Annotated in this window: 15 protein-coding genes; 5 read left to right on the top strand and 10 right to left on the bottom strand. The window is 68.0% G+C overall.

Going from position 1 to position 15,377, the window contains the following annotated elements:
• Position 1: 1 nt before the first annotated feature.
• Positions 2–1,246, bottom strand: coding sequence for a KasA/KasB family beta-ketoacyl-ACP synthase (locus ACWDXS_RS20540; protein WP_378996124.1), 1,245 nt, complete (start codon positions 1,244–1,246; stop codon positions 2–4).
• Between the two features lie 39 nt (positions 1,247–1,285).
• On the opposite strand from ACWDXS_RS20540, the gene ACWDXS_RS20535 reads away from it, so the two are divergent.
• The 5 genes from ACWDXS_RS20535 (at position 1,286) to ACWDXS_RS20515 (ending at position 4,878) form a co-directional block, all read left to right on the top strand.
• Positions 1,286–1,846 (top strand): TetR/AcrR family transcriptional regulator, encoded by a 561-nt coding sequence (locus ACWDXS_RS20535; protein ID WP_379314688.1) that lies wholly within the window; start codon positions 1,286–1,288, stop codon positions 1,844–1,846.
• Between the two features lie 158 nt (positions 1,847–2,004).
• Positions 2,005–3,528: an MFS transporter gene (locus ACWDXS_RS20530; protein ID WP_449967774.1), complete on the top strand. Its 1,524-nt coding sequence runs from the start codon at positions 2,005–2,007 to the stop codon at positions 3,526–3,528.
• Positions 3,529–3,604: 76 nt separating this feature from the next.
• Complete coding sequence (locus ACWDXS_RS20525; protein WP_449967771.1) at positions 3,605–4,036, top strand: SRPBCC domain-containing protein; 432 nt, start codon at positions 3,605–3,607, stop codon at positions 4,034–4,036.
• Entirely contained in the window at positions 4,026–4,355 is a 330-nt protein-coding gene (locus tag ACWDXS_RS20520; protein WP_378996132.1) for an ArsR/SmtB family transcription factor, read from the top strand. The genes ACWDXS_RS20525 and ACWDXS_RS20520 overlap by 11 nt, the downstream gene beginning before the upstream one ends.
• 16 nt (positions 4,356–4,371) lie before the next feature.
• Positions 4,372–4,878, top strand: coding sequence for an SRPBCC family protein (locus tag ACWDXS_RS20515; RefSeq protein WP_378996134.1), 507 nt, complete (start codon positions 4,372–4,374; stop codon positions 4,876–4,878).
• On the opposite strand, the gene ACWDXS_RS20510 is transcribed toward ACWDXS_RS20515, so the two are convergent.
• The 9 genes from ACWDXS_RS20510 to ACWDXS_RS20470 all read right to left on the bottom strand — a co-directional run bounded on the left by ACWDXS_RS20510 (position 4,879) and on the right by ACWDXS_RS20470 (position 15,286).
• On the bottom strand, positions 4,879–5,673 hold the full coding sequence (locus ACWDXS_RS20510) for a thioesterase family protein (protein WP_378996136.1): 795 nt from the start codon (positions 5,671–5,673) through the stop codon (positions 4,879–4,881).
• Positions 5,674–5,704: 31 nt separating this feature from the next.
• Positions 5,705–5,899: a hypothetical protein gene (locus ACWDXS_RS20505; RefSeq protein ID WP_378996138.1), complete on the bottom strand. Its 195-nt coding sequence runs from the start codon at positions 5,897–5,899 to the stop codon at positions 5,705–5,707.
• A gap of 157 nt (positions 5,900–6,056) precedes the next feature.
• On the bottom strand, positions 6,057–7,700 hold the full coding sequence (gene thiC / locus ACWDXS_RS20500) for a phosphomethylpyrimidine synthase ThiC (RefSeq protein WP_449967765.1): 1,644 nt from the start codon (positions 7,698–7,700) through the stop codon (positions 6,057–6,059).
• A 308-nt stretch (positions 7,701–8,008) separates the two neighbouring features.
• Positions 8,009–10,270, bottom strand: a complete 2,262-nt coding sequence (locus ACWDXS_RS20495) for an MMPL family transporter (RefSeq protein WP_449967762.1) — start codon at positions 10,268–10,270, stop codon at positions 8,009–8,011.
• 149 nt (positions 10,271–10,419) lie between these two features.
• A complete protein-coding gene (fahA, locus tag ACWDXS_RS20490) occupies positions 10,420–11,610 on the bottom strand; it encodes a fumarylacetoacetase (protein WP_449967759.1) in 1,191 nt (396 codons plus the stop codon).
• A 28-nt stretch (positions 11,611–11,638) separates the two neighbouring features.
• On the bottom strand, positions 11,639–12,841 hold the full coding sequence (locus ACWDXS_RS20485) for a homogentisate 1,2-dioxygenase (protein WP_449967756.1): 1,203 nt from the start codon (positions 12,839–12,841) through the stop codon (positions 11,639–11,641).
• Between the two features lie 73 nt (positions 12,842–12,914).
• Positions 12,915–13,724, bottom strand: coding sequence for an exodeoxyribonuclease III (locus tag ACWDXS_RS20480; RefSeq protein WP_387445554.1), 810 nt, complete (start codon positions 13,722–13,724; stop codon positions 12,915–12,917).
• 22 nt (positions 13,725–13,746) lie between these two features.
• The gene (locus ACWDXS_RS20475) at positions 13,747–14,706 is read right to left on the bottom strand and encodes an N-acetylglutamate synthase, CG3035 family (RefSeq protein WP_378991221.1); all 960 of its coding nucleotides are present in this window, start codon (positions 14,704–14,706) and stop codon (positions 13,747–13,749) included.
• Complete coding sequence (locus ACWDXS_RS20470) at positions 14,696–15,286, bottom strand: peptide deformylase (protein ID WP_387445556.1); 591 nt, start codon at positions 15,284–15,286, stop codon at positions 14,696–14,698. Before ACWDXS_RS20470 ends, ACWDXS_RS20475 begins: the two co-directional genes overlap by 11 nt.
• Between the last annotated feature and the right edge of the window lie 91 nt (positions 15,287–15,377).

Raw genomic sequence — 15,377 nt, 5'->3', positions numbered from 1 at the left:
GCTACGCTTTTCCGAACGCGAGCGCGACATTGTGGCCGCCGAATCCGAACGAGTTGCTGAGGGCGTAGTCGATCTTGTGCGGTCGTGCGGCCCCGGCGACGATATCGAGATCGATCGCCGGGTCCGCGTTGTCGAAATTCAGTGTGGGCGGGACGATCTGCTCACGCAGGCTCAGGATCGTGAGCACCGCTTCGAGAGCGCCCACCGCGCCGATCGAATGACCGAGCGCTGACTTCGGGGCGTACACCGAGGCATCGGGAGCGACCGCGGTGATCGCCGCCGCTTCGGAAGCATCGCCGATCGATGTCGACGTCGCGTGCGCGTTCACGTGATCGATGTCGCGAACCCGCAGCCCCGCAGTGTGAACGGCCTTGCGCATCGCCCGCGCCGCACCGGTGCCCGCCGGGTCGGAGGCCACGATGTGGAAGGCATCGGAGGTGATGCCCGCACCGAGCACTCGCGCGTGGATGCGCGCACCACGCGCCTTCGCGTGCCGTTCGGATTCGAGCACGAGCAGCGCGCCGGCCTCGCCGAAGACGAAGCCGTCGCGGTCGCGGTCGAACGGCCGGGAGGCGCGTTCGGGCTCGTCGTTGCGGGTACTCATCGCCCGCATCATCGCGAAGCCCGCGATGGGGACCGGGTCGATATGCCCTTCGACGCCGCCGGTTACCACCACATCGGCCTCGCCGGTGCTGATCAGCCGCCAGGCGTGCGCGATCGCCTCCGACCCCGACGAGCAGGCCGACACCGGCGCGAAGACCCCACCCTGCGCGCCGATGTCGAGTCCGACGGTGGCGGCGGGTCCATTGGGCATCACCATCGGCACGGCCAGCGGCGAGACCTTGCGGTAGCCGCCCGCCCGCATCGCGTCGACGGCATCGATCAGTGCGTCGCCCCCGCCGAGGCCGGTGCCGATGGCCACGGCGAGTCGCTCACGGTCGACTTCCGGCGCGCCCGCGGCCTGCCAGACCTGTCTGCCGAGGACTAGCGCCATGCGTTCGACGTAGGAATGCCTGCGCTGCTCGATCCGCGTCAGTTCGGCATCGGGCGAGGTGACCAGTGGTCCGCCGATTCGCACCGGCAGATCGTGCTCGGCGAGGAACCGCGTGGGTAGCGCGCGGATTCCGCTCTCGCCGCGCAGCAGGCGCGACCAGGTCTCGTCCATGGTGTCGGCCAGTGCGGTGGTCGCCGCGTACGCGGTCACCACCACGCCGCCCCGAGTTTCTGAAGCGATCGGTACAGTCACGATGACATGAATACCTGTAGCACTCGCTACAGTCAACCCATGGCCCGTCCCCTCGACCACCGCAAGCGCGCCGAGATGCTGGCCGGTGTCGTCACCTACATCGCCTCGCACGGCTTGGCCGAGCTCTCGCTGCGACCGCTGGCCGCGGCGCTCGGAACCAGCTCGCGCATGCTGATCTACTACTTCGGAACCAAGGAAGAGCTGCTGGTCCAGGCGTTGGCGACGCAGCGACCCGACCTCGCCGCGGTCTTCGCCGATATCGCCGAGCCCGCGCAGCTACCCGCGCGGCTGATCGGGTTCTTCGACGTGAATTCCGAGGGTGCCGAGGCCGACAGCGTGCGAGTGCTGCTGCAGGTGCTGGGTGCCGCGTGTGCCCCCGGCTCGCCGTACCAGGACTACGCCGAGGCCGCGATCGCCACCTTCGTCACCGAACTCGCCGCCGCGCTGCGCCGGACCGGGCTGGCCGAAGATCCCGAGGTGGTGTCCACGCTGCTGGTCTCCGGATTGCGCGGCATCATCCAGGACCGCGTGATCACGGGCGACCGGGAACGTACGGGCCGCGCCGCGCGCACCCTCATCGCGGCGGTCCTGCCCGGCTGAGCGCCCGTCGGTGATCGGGTCTCATCCGGCCCGGATCGGCCTTCGCGTGCCCGGATCGCGGCTGGACCTGCCGCGAGCATTGCCGGGCGGGCGTCACTGGTGTGGGTAGCTTGTCGTCAACGGACGTCGAGGGCCGAGCGGCCGGTGAGGTGGCCAGGGTGAGCGAAGCGCGGGACGAGTCCTACGGGTCGGTGCGCTGGGTGATGCTCGGGGTGCTGTGCGCCAGTCTGTTGCTGGTGGCGATGGATGCCACGATTCTCAATGTGGCGCTGCCGTCGCTGATCGAGGATTTGCAGGTCGGGCCGATGGAACAGCTGTGGATCATCGATATCTACGGGCTCGTGCTCGGCGGCTTGCTGATCACCACCGGTGCGCTCGGTGATCGGGTGGGGCGAAAGTTGTTGTTCATCAGCGGGTTCGTGCTGTTCGGCATCGCGTCGGTGGTCGCGGCTACCGCCGGGAGCGCGGCGCAGTTGATCGGCGGCCGGGTATTGCTCGGAATCGGCGGTGCGATGGTGATGCCGTCGACGCTGTCGCTGATCCGCAACATCTTCACCGACGTGCGCGAACGCACCATGGCAATCGGGATCTGGGCGGCGGTCGCCGGGGTCGGCGCCACGGTGGGGCCCATCGTCGGTGGGTTCCTCGTCGAGCACTTCGGGTGGTCGTCGGCGTTCTGGCTCAATGTGCCGGTGGTGGTCGTGACGGTGGTGGTGGGGCTGTGGGTGTTGCCGGAATATCGTGCGCCGCAGGCGGGGAGCCTGGACTGGTTCGCCGCCGCGCTGTCGGTGGCAGGCATCGTCTGTCTGGCGTGGGGCGTCAAGCATCTCGCGAAAGGTGAAGCGAGCGAGGTGGACTGGGCGATCCTGCTGATCGGCATCGCCGCGCTGGCCTGGTTCACCCGACGTCAGCTCACTGCGGCCGACCCGCTGCTGGATGTGCGGCTGTTCCGCAACGGCGCGTTCACCGCGGCGGCCGTCGCGACGCTGCTGGCCATGATGGCGATCGGCGCGGCCATGTTCCTGATCTCGCTGTGGCTGCAATACGTCCACGGCTACAGCCCGTCGCAGGCGGGCATCCGGATGTTGCCCGCCGCGCTCACGCTGCTCACCGCCTCCCTGCTCACGCCGTTTCTGATGGAGAGGTTCGGTGTCCGCGCGGTGCTCGGTTTCGGCCTCGGCGCGGTCGCCCTCGGGTTCCTGCTGTTGGCGGTGAGTCCGGAACCCACCACCTATCCGGTGGTCGCGCTGGTGCTGGTGTCGTTCGGTCTCGGCGACGGTATGGCTGTGACCGCGGCGGCCGCAGTCCTGGTCGGCGCCGTGCCCGCGGACCGGGCGGGCCAGGCGGGTGCGGTGGAGGAGACCAACTACGAGGTCGGCGTCGGTTTCGGCGTCGCCCTGCTCGGCAGCCTGCACGCCAGGATCTTCAGTCAGCACATGACGGGCCTGTCCGTCCCCGCCGACAAGCTCGATCAGGCGAGCGGTTCGATCGGCGGCGCGGCCGAGGTGGCCACCGACCTACCCGAACCCGCCCGCGACGAACTCGCCCTTGCCGCCGGTCATGCCTTCGACGTCGCCCTCACCACCACGTCCTACATCTCGGCCGCCGTCGTCGCGGTGGTTGCTGTCGGCACGGTCTGGCTGGTCCCGAAAGGCTTCCGCGTCACCGGCGGCCACGGATGACCACACCCTTGACGCAACCCAACGGTTGCAATACCCTGAATTGCAACCAGTCGGTTGCAATATATGAGGAGGCATCATGGGATTTCCTGATCAGATCGTCCGGACCGTCGAGCTCGCGCATCCGCCCGCCAAGGTATGGGCGGCCATCACCACCGAGGAAGGGCTGGGGAGCTGGTTCGGCAATACCGCCGAGATCGACCTGCGACCGGGCGGGGACATGCGAATGACCTGGAAGGAAGGGTTCGCCGCCGACATGCGGGTGGAGCGGGTCGAGGAGCCCTCGGTGTTCGGCTACACCTGGCCGATCAACGGGCTGCCCGACGACGACCCGCGACGCACCTATGTCGAATTCAGCCTCGAGCCGGTCGGCGACGGCACCCGGCTGACGGTCACCGAGACCGGCTTCGCCCAGCTGCCCGAGGAGGCGCACAAGGCGGCGTTCGAGGGCAATGTCGGCGGCTGGAAGAGCGAGCTGGGCGAGCTCGTCGAGTACCTCGATGCGGCCTGAGCAGGAGGCCACCGCCGAACGGGTCTTCGTCGCGCTGGCCGATCCGAGCAGGCGGTCGGTACTCGCCGCACTCGCCGCGCACGGTCCGGCCACCGCGACCGACCTCGCCGATCGGCTGCCCATCACCCGGCAGGCGATCGCCAAACACCTTGCCCTGCTAGCGGATGCGGGCCTGGTGATCGCGGAACCGGGGGAGCGGCGGCGCGTGCGCTACCGCCTCGATTCCGCTCCGATGCACGTGGCACAACAATTTCTGGCCGCCCTGTCCCGTGACTGGGACGGCCCACTCGACGCGCTCCGCCGGCATCTCGACGGCTGAGCCGGAAGGAAACGCAATGAGCGACAACGATTTCACCGCCACCATCACCGTCGACAAGACACCCGACGAGGCCTTCGCGGCCATCAACAACGTGTGGGCCTGGTGGTCGGAGACCATCGAGGGCAGCACCGGCACGGTCGGTGACAGCTACCTCTTCGAGGTTCCCGGCCTGCACCGCTGCACCATGACGACCACCACGTCGATTCCGGGCGAGCGCCTGGTCTGGCACGTCACCGACTCGCACCTGTCCTTCATCGCCGACACCACCGAATGGGAGGACACCGACGTCGTCTTCGACATCACCGAGAACGCCGACGGCACCGAAATCCGTTTCACCCATGTGGGTTTGGTGCCCGCCGGGGAATGCTACGAGGTGTGCTCCAACGCCTGGGGCGCCTACATCACCACCAGCTTGCGCGGTCTGCTCACCACCGGTGAAGGCGACCCGTTCCGGCGCACGAGCACCGGCGAGTCGGAACTGCTCAAGCACGGCAACGCCGACTTGGTGAAGCCGCGTCCCTGATCAGCCCCGAGGCGCGATGAGCAGCGTCTGGGTGCTGCGCCCGATCGGCCCGGTCTCGTCGAACAGCGCGGATTCGGCGAGGCCGATGCCGTGTGGCTGGGGATGGGTGACCGCGTCCAGGCACACCCACTCGCCGACCGGCTGACGATGCAGGGTCACGGTGAGGTCGGTGTTGATGAACAGGTACTTCGACCAGTCGAGGACCGCGCTGACCCCGTTGCCCGAATCGGCGGCGGCCAGCGTGCGCTCCAGCGGACTCGGGGTGGTCCCCGCGACGATCGGGTACTTCAACCGGATCCAGCAGATCGCGGGCCCCGGCGCGGCGAATGATCCTGCGGAGAAACGGTATTCGATGCCGGTGTGGAAACCGATCTCCTGATCGGAGGGAAACTGCTCCGGCTCCGTCGCCGCGGGCAGTGGCCTGGTACCGGTCGGCAGGAACTGGGCGGGCAGATCGAGGGCGGGCTCGGCGAGCTTGAGCCGCCAGGCGTTGGCCTGCATCACGGGGCCGCGCTCCGACGACAGAGTCGCCTCGATCAGTTCGACACTGCGCCCCGACCGCACCACCTTCGCCTGCGCGGTGAGCGGAGCCAGCGGCACCGGCCCGAGAATCTCGACGGCGACTCGTCCGACCTGGAATCCCGGCCGGGGCTCGCAGCGCTCGATCACATGCCCGAGCAGAGCGGACGGCGGTCCGGCGTGCTGGGCGTCCGGCGACCACGGGCCCCGGGTCAGCTCGGTCGAGAGGTACCGGTTCGGGTCCGCGGGGTCTCGGCGGTAGAAGGCATCGGCCACCCGGCCGACGTTACCCCGCGCGCCCCGTGGCCTAGGCGCTGCCCGTCAAGAGGGCGGTGAACAGGTCGAACAGTGGGCGCAGGGCGCACGGGCTGGTGTCGGAGGTGCAGCCGATGGACGACGAACCGGAGTCGGCGACCGGGAGGGACGCGGCCTGGGCGGTGCCGAGCGGGGCGGCGACGGACAGGGCGGCGGCCGCGAGGGCCCCGGCGACGATGCGTTTCATTGATTCACTCCAGTGCTCGGCGTGCCGGTAGGTCGACACGATTGCCAATCGTTACCGATCGCCAGGGTGAGCGAAAGCCCCGAAATCCAGGGTGCACGCGCTGCGACGCCCGCCCGATCGCGAAGATCGGACGGGCGTCGACGAGGGCGGAGCGGGGTCAGGAGACGACCGGGAGGTACACCTTGCTGCCCTGGTCGGCGAACTCGGCGGACTTCTCGGCCATGCCCGCCTCGATGGCGGCCACATCGGTGAGCCCCTGCTTCTCCGCGTATTCGCGCACGTCGGCGGAGATGCGCATCGAGCAGAACTTCGGACCGCACATCGAGCAGAAGTGGGCGGTCTTGGCGGGCTCGGCGGGCATGGTCTCGTCGTGGTACTCGCGGGCGGTGTCGGGATCCAGCGAGAGCGCGAACTGGTCGTGCCAGCGGAATTCGAAACGGGCCTTGGACAATTCGTTGTCGCGGTCCTGGGCGTGCGGGTGACCCTTGGCGAGGTCGGCGGCGTGGGCGGCGATCTTGTAGGTGATCACGCCGACCTTGACGTCGTCGCGGTTGGGCAGACCGAGGTGCTCCTTGGGCGTGACGTAGCAGAGCATCGCGGTGCCGGCCTGGGCGATGATCGCGGCGCCGATAGCCGAGGTGATGTGGTCGTAGGCGGGTGCGATATCGGTGGCCAGCGGGCCGAGGGTGTAGAACGGCGCCTCTTCGCAGAGCTCTTCCTCGAGCTTCACGTTCTCGACGATCTTGTGCATCGGCACGTGGCCTGGGCCTTCGATCATCACCTGCACGCCATAGGATTTCGCGATCTTGGTGAGCTCCCCGAGAGTCCGGAGTTCGGCGAACTGGGCCTCGTCGTTGGCGTCGGCGATGGAGCCGGGACGCAGGCCGTCGCCGAGGGAGAAGGTCACGTCGTAGCGCGCCAGGATCTCGCACAGCTCACGGAAGTGCGTGTACAGGAACGATTCCTGGTGATGCGCCAGACACCACGCGGCCATGATGGAGCCACCGCGCGAGACGATGCCGGTGACGCGCTTGGCGGTGAGCGGGATGTAGCGCAGCAGCACGCCCGCGTGCACGGTCATGTAGTCGACGCCCTGCTCGCACTGCTCGATCACGGTGTCGCGGTACATCTCCCAGGTGAGCTTGGTGGGATCACCGTTCACCTTCTCCAGCGCCTGATAGATCGGGACGGTGCCGATCGGGACGGGGGAGTTGCGCAGAATCCACTCGCGGGTCTCGTGGATGTTCTTGCCGGTGGACAGGTCCATGATGGTGTCGGCGCCCCAGCGCGCGGCCCACACCATCTTCTCCACCTCTTCGGCGATCGACGACGACACCGCCGAATTGCCGATATTGGCATTGATCTTGACCAGGAACTTCTTGCCGATGATGGTCGGCTCCAGCTCCGGGTGGTTGTGGTTGGCCGGAATCACCGCGCGACCGAGTGCGACCTCGTCGCGCACCAGTTCGGGCGAGACCCCCTCGCGGGCGGCGATGAACCGCATCTCGGGGGTGATGATGCCCTGACGAGCACAGGCGAGCTGGGTCGGCGGACCGTCGACGGTCGGGGAGTCCCATTCGTCGCGCAGTTTCGGCAGCCCGGCCTCGAGGTCGATCACCGCGTTGTCGTCGGTGTACGGCCCCGAGGTGTCGAAGACATCGAAGTGGTCGCCGTTGGTGAGGTTGATCCGGCGCACCGGGATGCGCAGGCCGTCTACCTCCTGGTAGTGCTTGACGCTGCCCTGGATCGGACCGGTGGTGACGGTGTCGACCGTCCTGTCAGAAGACGTGTTCGAGCCCACGATATTTCCTCCCTACGCCGGCATTACCCGGTCAGGTTCATACGGTCGACGGCCCTGAACGCCCGAGATGGGCTAGCCGTCCTCTCAGCCCGCTGGTGCGAGCCCCCGTGCTTCTTTGAGCGCTGGCGCGCTCGAGTTCGCGGCCCCTGGTGTCCCGCCGATGGGAGGCCGTTGCTTGCTCCTTCGTCGCCTACGCAACGGCCTCCCATCGGCGGGACGGCCGCGAACCGCCGCTTCGCGGCGAGCCCCTCCTCGAGGTCGGGGCATGCGTGGCTGGTGTGCAGTCTAGGCGGCGGCCTGAGCGTTCGCTATCGGGTGCCGGATTCGGTCAGCTGGCGCTCGACCGAGGCCGGCATGTCGTCGGCTTCTTGCAGCCCGAACTTGTTGTGCAGTGCCACCAGTGGCTTCGGCGCCCACCAGTTCCAGGTGCCCATCATTCGCATGAGCGCGGGGGCGAGCAGGCCGCGGATCACGGTCGCGTCGCTGATCACCGCCAGTGCGCAGCCGAGGCCGAACAGCTTCATCATCGACACGCCGGAGCTGGCGACGCCGAGGAACACGATGCTCATCAGCAGCGCGGCGGCGGTGAAGATGCGTCCCGTGCGGGCCACGCCCATCGCGACCGCCTCGGTATTGCCCTCGGTGGTCTTCGGCCCGGCCAGCCATTCCTCGCGGATCCGCGACAGCAGGAAGACCTCGTAGTCCATGGACGCGCCGAACGCCAGGCTGAACATGAGGATGGGCATGGCCAGGTTGAGGGTGCCGGTCGCGGTGAAGCCGAGCAGGCCCGACAGGTGGCCTTCCTGGAAGATCCACACCATCGCGCCGAACGTCGCCGCCAGCGACAGGATGTTGAGGATCAGTGCCTTCACCGGCAGCACCACGCTGCCGGTGAACAGGAACAGCAGCACCAGCGTGGTGAGCGCGATCAGCGCGCCCGCCAGCGGCAGTTTGCCGGTGATCGCGTTGACCGAGTCCTGGTTCAGCGCGGCCGGGCCGGTGATCAGGGCTTTCGACGGCGCCGGAACGGCGCGCAGGGTGTCGAGTTGGTCGCCGCCCGCGTCGGAGTAGGGGTCGACCGTGGTGGCGACCGACAGGTAGGCGCCGTGCTGCGGGTCCGTCATCTCGGGCACGCCAGGGGCCACCCGCAGCCCGTTGCGGTACACCGCCGCGCTGCTGAGCACGGCCGGTACGTCGGGCACCTTGGACAGGTCGCGGGCGTAGGTGTCGAGTTCTGCTGTGCTGCCCCGGAATTCGGGTAGCACGATGGTCGCGCTCGAGGCCAGGTCGGCATCGAATTCGGTACGCAGGATGTCGCCCACTTCGCGACTGGCGACATCGGTGGGCAGCGACCGGTCGTCGGGGTAGCCGAACTGGACACCCAGGAACGGCGAGCCGAGCAGCAGCAGGAACGCGGTGGTGGCCAGGGCGATCGGCAACGGACGCTTCATCACCGCGTTGACCAGGCGATACCAGAAGGTCTGGCGCGGTTCCTTTTCCGTCCTCGGGGCCAGCCGGAACAGCCGGCGCATCGGTGCGCGCAGGTCGCCCGAATCGATGCGGTGACCCACCAGAACGAGCAGGGCGGGCAGCACGATCACCGCGGCGGCCGCCGCGGCGGCGACCACGGCGATACCCGCGTAAGCGAACGACTTGAAGAAGTACTGCGGGAACACCAGCAGCGCCGACAGCGAGAGCGCGACGACCAGCGCCGAGTACACGACCGTACGACCGGCGGTTTGGATCGCACGGGTCACCGCCGCAGTCGGGGTAAGGCCCGCCGTCAGCTCTTCGCGATATCGACTGACGATGAACAGGCTGTAGTCGATCGCCAACGCCAGTCCGAGTGCCGTGGTCATGTTCAGCGCGAAGATCGACACATCGGCGAGCGCGGTCAGCACGCGCAGAATGCCCAGCGACGCCGCGATGGCGAACAGCCCGATCGCGACCGGCAGCGCGGCGGCCATGAGGCTGCCGAACACCAGGGCCAGCAGCAGGCCGGTGATCGGGATCGCGATCGCCTCGGCGATGATCAGGTCTTTGCTGATCTGGGTGTTGATATCGGCGAAGGAGGCGGCGAGCCCACCGGCCTTGACCGTCACCGGACCGCTCTCGACCTGTAGTTCTTCGCTCAGCTGGGCCGCCCGGACGGGCAGTTCGGCGTCGTCGCCCTCGATGCTGGCCAGGATGAGCGCGTGGGTGCGGTCCTTGCTGAGCATCGCCTGTTTGAGATCGGGGCGCGCGGTCCAGTACGACTGGACACCGCTGACGATCTCGGGATGTGCGCCGAGGACGGCGAGCGCGCGGTCGGCGGCGGCGCGCGCGGCGGCGGAGTCGGCCACGCCCTCGGCAGTGATCGTCAGGACGTAGTTGGGCTCGCTGCCGGGGAAGTGTTCGCTCAGGTATTGACTGGCCTGGACCGAATCGAGATCGGAGGTGACGAATCCGCCCGATTTCATGTGCGAGTGCACGGTGGCGCCGATCGCGCCGCACAACACCATCAGCACCAGCGCAACCGCGACCACCCATCGTGGTCGGGCAACGGCGGTGCGGGCGATTCTCGTCAACATCGTCGGGTGCCCTCTGCTCGGAAACGTTCGAACCGTCACCGTATCCCGCGTCGAATTATATCCGATACCGCCTCGGGGTGGAGGCCGGCCGAGTACCATCTCCGCCCCTGGGTGGACGCGGAGGACGGCCCACAACCGCTAGCGGTGTCTCAGGTATCGCGTGCCCGCAGGATTCGGCCGCCGACCGCGCCGAGGCCGATTCGCCTGCCCGCGGTGCCCGGCGCGGTGGCGGTGATCGTCACCTCGTCGCCGTCGGCCAGAAATGTGCGGGTCTGATCCTTCACTGTGATGGGTTGTGTTCCACCCCAGGACAATTCGATGAAAGACCCGCGCTGGGACGGCTCCGGCCCGGAGATGGTGCCGGAGGCGTAGAGGTCGCCGGGCCGGATCGAGGCGCCGTTCGCGGTGAGGTGGGCAAGCATCTGCGCGGGTGACCAGTACATGCGTGAGTAGGGCGGATACGCGACGACCTCGCCGTTCCAGGCGACGGTCAGGTCGATGTCGAGGCCGAAGTCGCCGGTACCGCGCAGGTAGGGGAGAGGTTCTGGGTGCTGTGCGGGTAGCGGCACCCGCGCCTGAGTCAGCGCGGCCAGCGGGGTGATCCAGGCCGAGAGTGACGTGGTGAACGACTTGCCGAGGAAGGGGCCGAGCGGCTGGTACTCCCAGGCCTGGATATCGCGGGCCGACCAGTCGTTGACCAGGGCGACGCCGAACACGTGCTCGGTGAACTCGTCGACGGTGACCGGTGCGCCGAGCGTGGATCCGGAGCCGACGACGAAGCCCAGTTCGGCCTCGATGTCCAGCCGCTGCGACGGTCCGAAATCAGGTGTGCCCGCGGCGGTTCGGCGTTGTCCCCGCGGCCTGATGACCGGGGTGTCCGAGACGACGACGGTGCCCGCCCGGCCGTGGTACCCCACCGGCAGGTGCCGCCAATTCGGCAGCAGCGGTGCACTGTCCGGACGGAAGAGCCTGCCGAGGTTGGTGGCGTGGTCGATGCTGGCGTAGAAATCGACATAGTCGCCGATCCGTACCGGCAGTGCCATCCGCACAGCGGACAAGGGATACACGGCATCGATCGGCAGCGCCGTGTCCGCGAGCGCGCGCAACCTCGCGCGGACCTCACGCCAGCGGCCGGAACCCTGTGCCAGGAACGCGTTCATCTCGGGGCGAGCGAACACCGGATCATCCAGCAGCACAGCCAGATCGAGCACCATATCGCCCAAGCGGCAACCGACCCGGAGGGTGCCGCCGGGGGGTGCGAATACGCCGTAGGGCATATTCTCCGGCCCGAACAGCGAGTCTTCGGGTACCTCGACGCGCAACACCTGCGCGCCCGTCATCGGCCGCCGTCCACGCCGCTGCGCTCACTCATGCGAGCCCCGGCCCGCGACCGGACCAGGTCCACGCGTACGCGGGGTCTTCGCAGGCCAGCGCCCCTTCGCCGAGTTGCAGCGGGCGGAACGTATCCACCATCACCGCCAGCTCGTCGAAGAACTCCGCCCCGATACTGCGTTCATAGGCACCGGGCTGTGGGCCGTGCGCGTAACCACCGGGATGCACCGACACCGAACCCTGGGCGATACCGGAACCCTTGCGCGCCTCGTAGTTCCCGCCGCAATAGAACATGATCTCGTCGGAATCCACATTCGAGTGGTAGTACGGCACCGGAATCGACAGGGGGTGATAGTCGACCTTGCGCGGCACGAAATTGCAGATGACGAAATTGGTGGCCTCGAAGGCCTGATGCACCGGCGGCGGCTGATGAACGCGGCCGGTCAGTGGCTCGAAATCGGCGATGTTGAACGTGTACGGGTACAGGCAGCCGTCCCAGCCGACCACATCGAACGGATGCGTCGCGTAGGTCATCCTGGTGCCGATCACCTCGGTGCCCGCCCGATGCTTGACCAGCACCTCCACCTCGGTGTCCTCGACGAGCAGCAATTCGAGTGGCCCGTGCAGATCCCGCTCGCAATACGGCGAATTCTCCAGTAGCTGACCGAACTTCGAGAGATAGCGCTTGGGCGGGGTGATGTGGCTCGATGCCTCGATCACATACGCGCGCAACGGTTCCTCACCCATCGGCAGCCAGCGGTGGGTCGTGGCGCGCGGCATGAGCACCTGATCGCCCTGGCGGACCGGCACGATCCCGAAGACGCTCTCCACCACGGCCGCACCGGATTCCACGTACACCAGCTCGTCGCCGATGGCATTGCGGTACAGCGGGGACGCGCCCTTGGCGACCACGTACGAGATCCGCACATCGGCATTGGCCAGCAGCAACCTGCGCCCGGTCACCGGGTCGGTCGTGGTTGCCGTATCGCCGGGAAACAGCAGCGGCAGCCGCAGATGCCGGTGGTGCAGTGGATGATTCGGCGTCAATGTCTGGTCGGGCAGCTCCCAGACCGTAGCGTCGACGATCGCGGGCGGCAGCGCGCGGTGATACAGCAGCGAGGAGTCCCCGGAGAACCCCTCCTCGCCCATCAACTCTTCGTAGTAGAGGTTGCCGCGCGCATCCCGATGCTGCGTATGCCGCTTCGGCGGCACCGTTCCGACCCTGCGATAAAACGACATGAGGCGCGCCTCCCGCTACGTTGCAGGCTGAAACTTCCACCTCCAACGTAACCGAGAACGCGTGGCGGATCCGTCAGAATTCGGCGATCACCGGTGCGTGGTCGCTGGCGCCCTTGCCCTTGCGTTCCTCGCGATCCACCGAAGCGTCCTTGATCTGGTCGGCGAGGGCGGGGGAGGCGAGGATGAAGTCGATGCGCATGCCCTCTTTGCGGGGGAACCGCAGCTGGGTGTAGTCCCAATAGGTGTAGACGCCGGGGCCGGGGGCGAACGGGCGCATCACGTCGCGGAAGCCGATGTCGAGCATGGACTGGAACGCCTCGCGTTCGGGCGCGGACGTGTGGGTCTTGCCGACGAACAGCTCCGGCGCCCAGACATCGTCGTCGGTGGGGGCGATGTTCCAGTCGCCGACCAGCGCGATCTTCGCCTGCGGGTCGTCGGCCAGCCAGCCTGCCGCCTGCGCGCGCAGGGTCGAGAGCCAGTTCAGTTTGTAGGTGTAGTGCGGATCGGCGAGCGTGCGCCCGTTGGGGACATAGAGGCTCCACACCCGCACCCCGCCGCAGGTCGCACCGATCGCGCGCGACTCGACCACCGGCGATTCGATCAGCGAATCGCCGGCGTTCTTGTCGAAGCCGGGCTGATCGGGGAACGCGAGCTCGACATCGGTGAGCCCGACGCGCGACACGATCGCGACACCGTTCCACTGATTGATCCCCACGTGCGCCACCTCGTACCCCGCGGCCTCGAACTGCTCGAACGGGAACTGATCGTCACGGCACTTGGTCTCCTGCAACGCCAGCACATCGATGTCGTGACGGTCCAGAAAAGCGATCGCCCGATCGACGCGGGAGCGGATCGAGTTGACGTTCCAGGTGGCGAGACGCACGGTTGTGACGGTCCTTTCGAGGCTAATGACTCTGCGGGGCGGCGTAGCGATAGGCGTGGTGCTCCATGAAGCCGAGTTCGCGGTAGAGGGCGAGGGCGCCGGAATTGCCCACCTCCACCTGGACGTAGGCGTGGCTCGCGCCCAGCTCGGCACCCCACCGGATCAGTTCGGCGCACAGCAGCGCGCCGAGTCCGTTGCGGCGGTGCGCGGTCGCCACGGCCACACAGGTGAGCCCGACCCAGCGCCGGCCGTCGGGGGCGGTGGTCACCGCGCCGCGGCCGATGGACAGGGGTTCGGGCAGGCCGAGGGACGCGAAACCGAGAGTGCCGTCCAGGACCGAGGTGAGCACGGCACGGTCCGGTTCGCGCACGGAGGGGTCGAGGGGAATCTCGCCGCGGTAGCGGTGCGTCCGCAACCAACCGTCCTCTGGCTCGTCGGTGATGCGCACCATCGACGGTCCCTGCGGCAGCACGAAATTCGCGATGTCGAGACCGAGGACCACGGTCTCGCTCCAGGTGTTCCAGGTCGGCGGGACGGGAGCGAGCCGGTCGGGCAGTTGCAGCAGCAGCGGCAACCCCCGACTCGTGTACCAGTCCGCGATCTTGCGCATGGTGTCGATCGACAACACCGCGGGCACACCCGACTCGCCCAGCGGCACCGCCGAATTCGCGCGCCCGGTGTAGCCGTTGCCCGCTCGTACCAGCCAGCCGTCGATCCACAGGTGCGCGCTGCCCGGCCAGGCCATGGCCGCCGCGGTCTCCAGCGACCGGATCTCCTTGGTCCGAATGGGCCTGGGCCCCAGCGCCTTCAACGCCACAACGCGATCGGCGGACACCGAGACCAGCTCACCCTCGGCGGTCCGCACCGACGGCGGCGTGAGCGACACCAGTTCGCCGATCACGTCGGTGAGTGGCTGGGGATAACCCGCGGGCAGCTGGTACCGCATCACCACCCGGCGGCCGAGGGGGATATCAGTCGTCATGACCGAACGGATCAGGAACCGTTCCCGGGATCCAGCTCAAACCCGGTGTGCCCCAGCCGTTTCGCTTGATCGCCTTCTTGGCGGCGCGGGCATTGCGGCCGATCAGCACGTCGACGTAGAGGAAACCGTCGAGGTGGCCGACCTCGTGCTGGAGCATGCGCGCGAAGAAGCCGGTGCCCTCGATTTCCACGGGCTCGCCGTTCGCGTCGGTCCCGGTGACCTTCGCCCAGTCCGCGCGACCGGTCGGGAACTGCTCGCCGGGCACCGACAGGCAGCCTTCCTCGTCGTCATCGGGGTCGGGCATGGTCTCGGGGATCGCCGAGGTCTCCAGCACCGGGTTCACCACCACGCCCTTGCGGCGGAGGGGATTGCCGGTGGCGTCGAAGTCGGGGCAGTCGTAGACGAACAGGCGCTTGCCGACGCCGACCTGATTGGCCGCCAGGCCGACACCCTTGGACTCTTCGAGAGTGTCGTACATATCCGCGATGAGCTCGGCCAGCTCCGCGGGGGTCTCCGTCACCTTCGCGGTGGGGTTGTGGAGAACGGGGTCACCGACGATCACGATCGGGAGAATTGCCATGGTCGCCATTATCGCCGCTGGCGCGGGCGGACGATCGGCGGACCCCTGTGGGCCGCGCCACCCCTACTGGCCTTCAGTCAACACGCCGTGA

The sequence above is a fragment of the Nocardia sp. NPDC003183 genome (assembly GCF_053590715.1).
Note: the sequence above shows the minus strand (reverse complement) of the source record. Positions and strands in the feature narration are given on the sequence as shown.

Bases quoted from the DNA above. Each gene is read 5' to 3' on its own strand.
- ACWDXS_RS20535 (WP_379314688.1), top strand. From the start codon at position 1,286: ATGGCCCGTCCCCTCGACCACCGCAAGCGCGCCGAGATGCTGGCCGGT.
- ACWDXS_RS20525 (WP_449967771.1), top strand. From the start codon at position 3,605: ATGGGATTTCCTGATCAGATCGTCCGGACCGTCGAGCTCGCGCATCCG.
- ACWDXS_RS20520 (WP_378996132.1), top strand. From the start codon at position 4,026: ATGCGGCCTGAGCAGGAGGCCACCGCCGAACGGGTCTTCGTCGCGCTG.
- ACWDXS_RS20515 (WP_378996134.1), top strand. From the start codon at position 4,372: ATGAGCGACAACGATTTCACCGCCACCATCACCGTCGACAAGACACCC.
- ACWDXS_RS20505 (WP_378996138.1), bottom strand. From the start codon at position 5,899: ATGAAACGCATCGTCGCCGGGGCCCTCGCGGCCGCCGCCCTGTCCGTC.
- ACWDXS_RS20495 (WP_449967762.1), bottom strand. From the start codon at position 10,270: ATGTTGACGAGAATCGCCCGCACCGCCGTTGCCCGACCACGATGGGTG.
- fahA (WP_449967759.1), bottom strand. From the start codon at position 11,610: ATGACGGGCGCGCAGGTGTTGCGCGTCGAGGTACCCGAAGACTCGCTG.
- ACWDXS_RS20485 (WP_449967756.1), bottom strand. From the start codon at position 12,841: ATGTCGTTTTATCGCAGGGTCGGAACGGTGCCGCCGAAGCGGCATACG.
- ACWDXS_RS20475 (WP_378991221.1), bottom strand. From the start codon at position 14,706: ATGACGACTGATATCCCCCTCGGCCGCCGGGTGGTGATGCGGTACCAG.
- ACWDXS_RS20470 (WP_387445556.1), bottom strand. From the start codon at position 15,286: ATGGCAATTCTCCCGATCGTGATCGTCGGTGACCCCGTTCTCCACAAC.